Annotated in this window: 7 protein-coding genes and 2 pseudogenes; 6 read left to right on the top strand and 3 right to left on the bottom strand. The window is 37.9% G+C overall.

The genetic code is table 11. The features are described 5' to 3' along the window. Window positions 1–243: 243 nt before the first annotated feature. From UC75_RS10970 to rimI, 3 genes are all read left to right on the top strand, one after another. Window positions 244–1,125 (top strand): metal-dependent hydrolase, encoded by an 882-nt coding sequence (locus tag UC75_RS10970; RefSeq protein WP_049837612.1) that lies wholly within the window; start codon window positions 244–246, stop codon window positions 1,123–1,125. 240 nt (window positions 1,126–1,365) lie between these two features. Continuing rightward, window positions 1,366–2,241: a metal-dependent hydrolase gene (locus tag UC75_RS10975; RefSeq protein WP_049837613.1), complete on the top strand. Its 876-nt coding sequence runs from the start codon at window positions 1,366–1,368 to the stop codon at window positions 2,239–2,241. 106 nt (window positions 2,242–2,347) lie between these two features. Next, window positions 2,348–2,803: a ribosomal protein S18-alanine N-acetyltransferase gene (gene rimI / locus UC75_RS10980; RefSeq protein WP_049837614.1), complete on the top strand. Its 456-nt coding sequence runs from the start codon at window positions 2,348–2,350 to the stop codon at window positions 2,801–2,803. A gap of 41 nt (window positions 2,804–2,844) precedes the next feature. Here rimI and UC75_RS10985 read toward each other — a convergent pair whose 3' ends face one another. Together UC75_RS10985 and aat are read right to left on the bottom strand one after the other, a co-directional pair. After that, window positions 2,845–3,660: an arginyltransferase gene (locus UC75_RS10985; RefSeq protein ID WP_049837615.1), complete on the bottom strand. Its 816-nt coding sequence runs from the start codon at window positions 3,658–3,660 to the stop codon at window positions 2,845–2,847. Between the two features lie 18 nt (window positions 3,661–3,678). Then, window positions 3,679–4,410, bottom strand: a complete 732-nt coding sequence (gene aat / locus UC75_RS10990) for a leucyl/phenylalanyl-tRNA--protein transferase (protein ID WP_049837616.1) — start codon at window positions 4,408–4,410, stop codon at window positions 3,679–3,681. A gap of 108 nt (window positions 4,411–4,518) precedes the next feature. Here aat and UC75_RS10995 point away from each other — a divergent pair. After that, a pseudogene (locus tag UC75_RS10995) lies at window positions 4,519–4,819 on the top strand (putative quinol monooxygenase). A 65-nt stretch (window positions 4,820–4,884) separates the two neighbouring features. On the opposite strand, the gene trxB reads toward UC75_RS10995, so the two are convergent. Then, window positions 4,885–5,835: a thioredoxin-disulfide reductase gene (gene trxB / locus UC75_RS11000; RefSeq protein ID WP_049837617.1), complete on the bottom strand. Its 951-nt coding sequence runs from the start codon at window positions 5,833–5,835 to the stop codon at window positions 4,885–4,887. Between the two features lie 269 nt (window positions 5,836–6,104). Between trxB and UC75_RS11005 the strand changes: the two genes are divergently transcribed. Both UC75_RS11005 and UC75_RS21240 read left to right on the top strand, forming a co-directional pair. Continuing rightward, complete coding sequence (locus tag UC75_RS11005) at window positions 6,105–9,146, top strand: DNA translocase FtsK (protein WP_049837618.1); 3,042 nt, start codon at window positions 6,105–6,107, stop codon at window positions 9,144–9,146. A gap of 158 nt (window positions 9,147–9,304) precedes the next feature. Beyond that, window positions 9,305–9,432: pseudogene (locus tag UC75_RS21240) on the top strand (threonine export protein RhtC); the annotation flags it as partial.

The raw sequence follows: 9,432 nt of genomic DNA on the forward strand, positions 1-9,432 counted from the left end.
ACTGTAGGTGCTGGTGTTGTTGCGAAAGTAACTGCATAATCACTTTCAGTGAAAAAAAGCGCTCTTTTTAGAGCGCTTTTTTTATATTTAATTGTCTAACAATCACTATAAAAGCTGGCCTTAACTGATATTCCAATGTCCTTATTTACCCTTAATCCTTTTTATGAAATTTGTATGATAAGAATCAAGAAAACGAACAATAAAGTTTGAGTAATTTGGATTACTTAATAAGGAGCTTTGGGTATGAATGCTAAAGTGAATATTACGAATCGCGCAGGAGCGAGCTTTCCTGTACGTCGTATGAACTTTGAATTTAATGATGTACCAGAATATTGGATGAATGGTTCTGCTGGACTCACACATTTTATGACAGCATTGTCGGCCTTGTTTCCGGCAGGTGAAAAATTCTTCATAGATAGTGTACGTGCTGTACGTTATCACCCATCTATTAAAGATGATGAAGCATTACAAAAAGAGATTAGTGCCTTCATTGGGCAAGAAGCAATGCATACTCAAGAGCATGTAAATTTTAATGCTTCTGCTCAAAAGTTTGGTCACGATGTAGAAACATTAGAGAAGTTTACTGACACGGCGATTCAAACAGCAATTAAAGCTTTTGTAAAAATTGTTAAACCTTTCGGTATGACTAAAGAAATGGTTGACCTGACAGCTACAACAGCACTTGAACATTTTACCGCTACTATAGCTTCACAGTTATTAGTTAATAAGCACATTCAAGAGTTGATGACAGATGAGACGATGTCAACCATGTGGTATTGGCATGCTATTGAAGAAAATGAGCATAAAGCTGTAGCTTTTGACGTGTACGAAGGTGTATTTGGTAAAGGTATAAAAGCTTATGCCTTACGAACCAGTTCTTTAGTGTTTGCTATGACTTTAATCTTTTTGATTCAATCATCTTTTGTACTTCGTTTATTAAAACAAGACAATAAGTTGAATTTAAATGAACTATCAGTAATTTATAAATATGGATATAGCCCATCTAAAGGCATTATTAGTGGTATGGCTAAAGAAATGCTAGCTTATTTTAAACCTGGTTTTCACCCAAATGACCTAGATACAGTGGGTCTATTGAAAACATGGAAAGCAAAATTAGGTTTGTAATTTAAATCTATGTTGATTTGAAAGGGCTCATGAGTAGCCCTTTTTTCTTTTTAAGTATTATTTGCTAACCATAAGTATAAGTAAGTCTATGCACCTTTATGGGGTTATTAATGACCTCATCTGATAATTCTCTGTCCTCATCTGCACTTAATTGGTACATCGAAAGACGTATGATTATAAATATTAAGAAAATAAATAAAGTTATATGTGAATTAGCTATTCACTTAAAAGGAGTCTGAGATGAATGCTAAGGTAAATATTTCCAATCGTGCTGGTGCTAGTTTCCCTGTGCGTCGTATGGACTTTGAATTTACTCAGGTCCCACGCTATTGGGCGAATTATGACGCGGCATTAACACATTTTATGACAGCATTATCAGCCCTTTTCCCAGAAGGTGAGCAGTTCTTTGTAAATAGTACTCGTGCTGTTCGAAATGATCCAAAGCTTGCTGATCCAGATCTTCAAAAAGAAATTAGTGCTTTTATTGGTCAAGAAGCGATGCATTCGAAAGAGCATTTAGCATTTAATGCTTCAGCGCAAGCTTATGGTTATGATGTTCGCCATATGGAAAAGCAAACAGGAAAAGTCATTAAGATGGGTACAGCTGTTGTAACCAAATTAATGAAACCTTTTGGCTACACTAAAGAAATGATTGATTTGACGGGAACATGTGCGCTAGAACATTTTACGTCTACCATTGCAGCTGAACTTTTACAAAACCCTGAAATTCAGGCGATGTTCCAAGATGACACGATGTATCATTTATGGATGTGGCATGCAGTTGAAGAAAATGAACATAAAGCTGTGGCATTTGATGTGTACACAAGCATGTATGGGCAAGGTCCGAAAGCTTATTTTATGCGCTCAGCAGCTTTGATTATTGCAATGGCATTAATCTTTGCAACACAATCTTATTTTACTGCTAAGTTACTCAAGACTGATGATAAATTAACTTGGAAAGATACGAAGTATATGCTTAAGTTTATGTATGGTCGTAAAGGTTTTATGACACGTCAAATTCCAGAGTTACTTGATTTCTTAAGACCAAAATTTCATCCAAATGATTCTGATACTACAGCGCTGTTAGCAACTTGGCGTGAAAAATTAGGTCTCTAAAAAGGATGGTAAAAAGGGCAATTTATTTGTCCTTTTTTTTACTCGTTTTTTCTTGTGAAGTTTTTATAATACGCACTACTTTAGAACTTTGATTGTGCTGAACCCCATGATTCGTATTATGCAAAACACTGATGTTGATATTGTTGTACAAATCGAAAAATCAGTGCAAACACACCCATGGTCAAGACAGCAATTTGTAGAATCTTTGAATTCTTATCAATGCACTGTCATTGAGTCACAAGATAAAGTCGTTGGGTTTTGTATATTACAACCAGTTCTAGATGAAGCAAATTTATTGCTCATGGCCGTTGATCCTAAAATGCAAGGTCAGGGCTTAGGATATGAATTATTAAATGCATCAATTGATCAATTAAAAAATCAGCCAGTACAAATATTTCTAGAAGTTCGTGAAAGTAATAAAGCTGCTATCGGTTTATATGAAAAAACAGGTTTTCACCAAATCGACCTGCGTCGCAATTATTATCCTACCCCAGAGGGGGGGCGGGAACATGCAGTCATCATGGTAAAAACCTGTACAGATGATTTTGCTTCTTTATTCTAAATTTTGATCTGAGTGCTTTTCATAAGAAAGTCAGATCAAAATTATTTAATAATTAAATTATTCCATTCAGAAGGTAATGTTGTCATAAGCGACGTACCTAACTGTTGAATTTCGTCGGGCGATAGGGATCTGTTTAAGCGGCGCCATTGCCCATCGAGTAAAAGTTCTAAAGGGGTATATTGCGACTTATAATTCATTTTGGCTGAGTGTGGCACCCAGTAACCTAAATAAAGATATTCTAAACCAAGCGATTTCACATATTCGATTTGGTTCAAAATAGAGTACACACCAAGTGATCTACGATGTTCATCTGGATCAAAGAAAGTATAAACAGCCGACAGTCCATCATCCATTAGATCGCAGGTAGATACACTGATTAAACGGTTATCTTTCCAAAGCTCTAAAAAGAAACTATCTGTACAACTATGTACTAAAAATTTTTCAAACTGATCTAAGCTTGGTGGAAACATGTCACCATCAGCATGACGTTCATTAATATAGCGTTCATATAAATCATAATGAATTTGAGCAGCTTGCTGAGTTGGCAAAACAGTCATGGTCAGATCTTGATTTCTTTTCCACGCTTTTTTTTGCATGCTGTTCATTTGGAAATCGACAACTGGAACACGACAAGACAAACATTGTCTGCATAAATGGCATTCAGGACGATAAACGAAGTCACCGCTACGGCGAAATCCTAAACGAGAAAGTTCTGAAAGAGTGACCACATCAATCCGATGAATAGGGTCTAAAAACACCATGCGCGCCGATTTATTTTCTAGGTAGCTGCAATCATGAGGTGGAGTAATATAATACTGCAGATCATTTAAAAGGGACTTCGGGTGATATGATTTCATGATTGGTCCCTCCTGTTATCATTCCATTAATTTTGCATCTAACGCTATTGTTTTACTTGAAAATACACGTTCTTGATACTTTTTCCAATTGATAGAGGGGTGAATAATTACATCTTGTAACGATTTTAAGTAGTCTTGACGAGAAAGTGTACAGGCTCCCAAGCTAATTAAGTGACTATTTACAAGCTGGCAGTCGACCCAAGGGAGCTGATTTTCTTGTCCAATCAGCATTAATGTATAAAAAGCCATTTTTGAAACATCAGTTTCATTACTAAACATTGACTCACCGAAGCATCCTTTGCCAATCGTAATGCCGTATAGCCCTCCGACAAGTTCGTTTTGATCCCAGACTTCCACACTATATCCATAGCCAGCATTAAACATCTCACAATAGCCCTGAATAATATCTTCGCTAATCCAAGTTTCATCTGCATAACTTCTGGGTAGAGAACATGAGCGAATAACTTCTTCGAAGGCATGATTAACCGTAATTGTATAATCATGTTTTTTCATGTTTCTAAGGAGTGACTTACTTGGCTTGTAATTTTGAGGATAGATCACACACCGAGGCTCAGGGCTCCACCAACAAATGGGTTCATCTTCATTGAACCACGGAAATAAACCGTGGGTATATGCTTCATATAGGGTAGAAGGGGAGAGATCGGCTCCAATACAAATTAAACCATGACCATCTGGATCGGCTTCAATAGAGTCAGGGAAAATGAATTGAGAGAGTGGAAGTTTCTGCATAGAAAATAAAATGAAATGGAATGGTTCAAAATTAACGTAACTAAGCTTCATTGACAATTTTTATTGTTCAACTTTAGCATGCATGAACGAATAGAAAAGGTTTGCGTGATGTTAAAACTTATTGCAGAAGATTTTATTGATATTAAAAAAAATTGATTTGGTTTTACCACTTTATCAAGAGCTTGTTGATAAAACGCGATGTGAAGAAGGATGTGTCGCGTATGATTTATATCATGATATAAAAAATTTAGGACATTTTGTTTTTATTGAGGAATGGGCAGATCGGGCAGCATTAGATCGACATGTTCAGTCTGAGCACTTTCAACGGTTAGTTCCTCAAATTGACCAATATCAAACGAGGTCAGGACGTTTTACACATTTAGACCATTTTGAAAATATGAAGAGATAAACTTCATAAAACATAAAAAAAGACACCCAATCGTTTATTGGATGTCTTTTGTTGCATCGATTAAATTAACCCAGATTATCTAGATATTTTTCAGCATCTAGAGCAGCCATACAGCCTGACCCAGCAGAAGTAATCGCTTGACGATAAATGCTGTCAGCGACGTCACCAGCAGCAAAAACACCAGCTACAGAAGTTGCTGTTGCATTACCAGAAGTACCGCTTTGTACTTGGATATAGCCATCACGTAAGTTTAATTGACCATCAAACATTCCAGTATTTGGTTTGTGGCCAATTGCAACGAATAGACCATGAACCTCTACGTCTTGCTTAGATTCATCTTGAGTTGATTTAAGGCGAACACTTGTTACACCAGTATTGTCACCCAATACTTCTTCAACTTCGTGATTCCAGATAATGCTGATTTTGCCTTCTTTTTCTTTGGCAAATAAATGATCTTGCAAAATCTTTTCAGAACGTAAGCTATCACGGCGGTGTACTAGCGTTACATGTGAAGCAATATTTGATAAATAAAGCGCTTCTTCAACAGCAGTGTTACCACCACCTACAACCATTACTTTTTGGTTTTTGTAGAAGAAACCATCACATGTTGCACATGCGCTTACGCCTTGTCCCATAAAGTTTTGTTCAGACTCTAGGCCAAGATATTGAGCTGTAGCACCAGTTGCAATAATCAAAGCATCACATGTGTACTCTTCCATATCACCTTTTAGAACAAAAGGACGTACGTTTAAGTCCACTTCGTTAATATGGTCATAGACGAGTTCTGTACCAAAGCGTTCAGCATGTGCTTGCATACGATCCATTAATGCAGGACCTGTTAAACCTTCAGGATCGCCCGGCCAGTTGTCAACTTCGGTTGTTGTTGTAAGTTGCCCACCTAGTTGTAAACCTGCAATCAAAGTAGGTTTAAGGTTTGCACGTGCTGCATAGACAGCTGCACTATAGCCCGCAGGGCCAGAACCGAGAATAATTAACCGAGAATGACGAGCACTCATTGAGGGTATCCTTATTTATTTCGAGAATTTTGAAAATTATACGTGAATTTGCCGATCAATAGCGTTAAATCAATGTGGATAATATTGATCAGATCAATCGAATTAAGTTATATAACAATATAGAAGTGCCTCATGTTAACAACAACTGTAAAGAATCATGCACCTTTTTTGTAAGAACAGGTGCATAATATAAAGTTCATTCGTTGAAGATCTAGAATGTAGTTCTTCACATCTCTAAACCAATAATTAAATGGGTTACAGGACAGTATATGACTGCGGTGTCGAGTGTTTATGCACAGCGCTTATTGATGACATTATTCTTGGTTTCTTTTGGGATTTATATGTTTCTGGCAACAGTAACATATACACCATTTGATCCGGGCTGGATGCATATTTCCAGTGATACTCAGCAAGTATCCAATGCAAGTGGTATTGCTGGCGCATGGATTGCAGATTTGCTGTTTGGTTTTTTAGGATGGGCAAGTTTGCTTATTCCAATTTTCCTTTTTATTGAAGCAATACAGGTGTGGTGGCCACGTAGTTTTTTAAACCGCCCATTTCGTTATGCTGCACAATTCTTTTTAATTTTGGTTGTGTCTAGCCTGCTTTATTTACATTGGAATGTGCCGGCAGATACTTTAGATAATGCGGCTGGGGGAATTATTGGTTACGAGTTAGGTCAAAGCCTATCTCAATTGCTAACAATTTACGGTGCGACCTTATTCTTACTCGTTTTCGGAGTGGTTTTGTTTACTCTTGCATTTGGGGTGCAATGGAGCAAAACATGGGTTACGCTCAAAGCGACACCAAGCTATTTACAAGATTTATTTTATAAAAACGTATCACCAAACGAATCGGATTATGACTTAACAACTCAGCCTGCTAACAAAGCAGCGGCAGTGAAAGTTGCACAAAACGCTGAGGCCAATGCTTCAGATGAAAAAGAAGTGCCAGTTCAATCTGAAACTACTCAATCACAACCTACAGCAACACGACATGATGCGGTTGCTGAAAGGTTATTTGCAGATGTATTAGCGAAAGAGCAGAGCCGACCTGAACCTGTAGTAGTTGAGCCAGTTGCAAATACTCAAAACTTTGAAAATACGCTTGAGCAAGCCCATAAGCTTGAAAAAGATAGCCAACGTTTAGTAGCTACGGGTGAAGTATGGCGTGCTTTACAACGTGATGATGCAAGTCATAAGCAAGAAATTGATGCACTTTTAAGAGCCGCTGATGATTCAACAGAACAAGCTCCTGCTCATGATCAATTCCAGCAAACTATTTCACAAGTTCATCAAACTCAATCTACAGCTAAACAAGACTTACATGGTCTTGACTGGAATGATGATGAAATTTTTGATGAGTTGCTTGCTGCGGTTCCAAACAGTAAAACTGCAACAGATGTGCATACACCATTTGTTCAAGATCAACATGTAGAAGTAGAACCAACTTCGCAATCTGTGAATATTGCGAATGAAACATCTTCACCTTTATCAAATGTAAATCAGTCACCTAAAAATTTAGCAAATGAACAAGTTTTTGAAGACTTTGATGATTTATTAATAGATGAAGATATTGCACCTGCTGAACCTGTCAGAGCAAGTAGTTATGCGCAATCTTCAGCATTTGTAAAAGCTCCTATTCAAACGACTATTCAGGCCGATAAACTTTCAAAAGAAGAGTTTATTGAGGCATGGCAGGAAACTGCTGGGAAACCTCAAGAAAATCTTGATATTGATGAAGATGATTTCGATTTAGATGCGCCATTAACAGATGCAGCTGGTCGACCAATGTCTCGTGCAATGCAGGTTGCCAAGAAGCGTTTGGATTTACCAACTTTGCCAGGTCTTGATCTACTTGATAAGGTTGATCCGAATAAGAAAGTTAACTTCACTGAAGAGCAGCTTTCACGTTTATCTGAATTACTTGAAATTAAGTTACAAGAATTTAATGTTAAGGCTCAAGTGGTTGAGGCTCAACCAGGGCCAGTAGTTACCCGTTTTGAATTAGATTTAGCACCGGGTGTTAAAGCATCTAAGGTAACCAATATTTCACGTGACTTAGCCCGTTCAATGTCGATGGCCTCTGTTCGTGTTGTGGAAGTCATTCCTGGTAAACCATATATTGGGATTGAAGTGCCAAACAGTGCCCGTGAAATGGTGCGTTTGATTGAACTATTGGAAACACCAACATATCGCGATCCAAGTGCACTCATTAGTATGGCGATGGGTAAAGATATTTCAGGTAATCCAGTATTAACTGATTTAGCGAAAGCCCCACACATGCTAGTTGCTGGTACAACGGGTTCTGGTAAATCGGTTGCGGTAAACTCGATGATTTTATCGATGTTGCTTAAATATACACCTGACCAGTTGCGTTTGATTTTAATCGATCCAAAACAGCTTGAACTTGCAAACTATAATGATATTCCGCATTTATTAACTCCAGTTGTTACTGACATGAAAGATGCAGTAAGCGCGTTAAACTGGTGTGTGAATGAAATGGAACGTCGTTATAAGCTGATGTCGTTTCTTAAAATTCGTAAATTAAGTGACTACAACCGTAAAGTTGAAGAAGCAATTGCGAATGGGGAAGATCTCATTGACCCAACTTGGAAGCCAAGTGATTCGGCGACACAAGAACGTGCACCTCGTTTAACACCATTGCCATCTATTGTGATTGTTGCGGATGAGTTTGCCGATATGATTATGCAGGTGGGTAAAAAAGCAGAAGAAATGATTACGCGTTTAGCGCAAAAATCTCGTGCTGCTGGTATTCACCTATTGCTTGCAACTCAACGTCCCTCTGTTGATGTCATTACCGGTTTGATTAAAGCCAATATTCCAACGCGTGTCGCATTACGTGTAAACAGTAAAATCGACTCGCGTACTATTTTGGATGCAGGCGGTGCAGAAGATTTGCTCGGTCATGGTGATATGCTGTTCTTAGGGCCTGGTAAAATCGAGCCTGAGCGTGTACATGGTGCATTCATTAGTGATGATGAAGTCAACCGCATTTGTGATGCTTGGCGTGAACGTGGTGAGCCGGATTATGTCGACGAAATCTTGACTCCATTTGATGAAGAACCAACTTCACGTGGTTTTGAAGAGGGTGAGGGAGGCTCTGACCGTGATGCACTTTATGATCAATGTGTGTCATTTGTTTTAGAAACTCGCAAAGCTTCTACATCGTCACTACAGCGTAAATTTAGCCTTGGTTATAACCGTGCTGCCCGTATCATTGATCAAATGGAAGAGAACGGCATTGTGAGCGCCATGGGGCCTAATGGTAAGCGAGATATTTTAGTTTAAGAACTTATCTTTATAAAAAAAGCCTCTCTGGAGGCTTTTTTTTTAATTTAAATAAACTGAATCTATTTATAAAATGACTTAAAGATTTTAACGTATAGTAAAAAATGCTAATGTATTTTTCCTAAATAAATAACAACGAATTAAATCTGGAGGAAAATATGTTAGTCGCGTTAATTACGTTAGCTTTTATCCATTTTTGTGCACTTATTACTCCAGGACCTGATTTTTTTCTTGTCTCTCAAACAGCGATTAGTCGATCACGTAAAGACGCTATGTTAGTGGTGGG

Source organism: Acinetobacter sp. V2 (assembly GCF_001188385.1).
Lineage (GTDB): Bacteria > Pseudomonadota > Gammaproteobacteria > Pseudomonadales > Moraxellaceae > Acinetobacter > Acinetobacter oleivorans.

What these genes read in the sequence shown, in the direction of transcription:
- UC75_RS10970 (WP_049837612.1), top strand. Translation starts at nt 244, where the DNA reads ATGAATGCTAAAGTGAATATTACGAATCGCGCAGGAGCGAGCTTTCCT.
- UC75_RS10975 (WP_049837613.1), top strand. Translation starts at nt 1,366, where the DNA reads ATGAATGCTAAGGTAAATATTTCCAATCGTGCTGGTGCTAGTTTCCCT.
- rimI (WP_049837614.1), top strand. Translation starts at nt 2,348, where the DNA reads ATGATTCGTATTATGCAAAACACTGATGTTGATATTGTTGTACAAATC.
- UC75_RS10985 (WP_049837615.1), bottom strand. Translation starts at nt 3,660, where the DNA reads ATGAAATCATATCACCCGAAGTCCCTTTTAAATGATCTGCAGTATTAT.
- aat (WP_049837616.1), bottom strand. Translation starts at nt 4,410, where the DNA reads ATGCAGAAACTTCCACTCTCTCAATTCATTTTCCCTGACTCTATTGAA.
- trxB (WP_049837617.1), bottom strand. Translation starts at nt 5,835, where the DNA reads ATGAGTGCTCGTCATTCTCGGTTAATTATTCTCGGTTCTGGCCCTGCG.
- UC75_RS11005 (WP_049837618.1), top strand. Translation starts at nt 6,105, where the DNA reads ATGACTGCGGTGTCGAGTGTTTATGCACAGCGCTTATTGATGACATTA.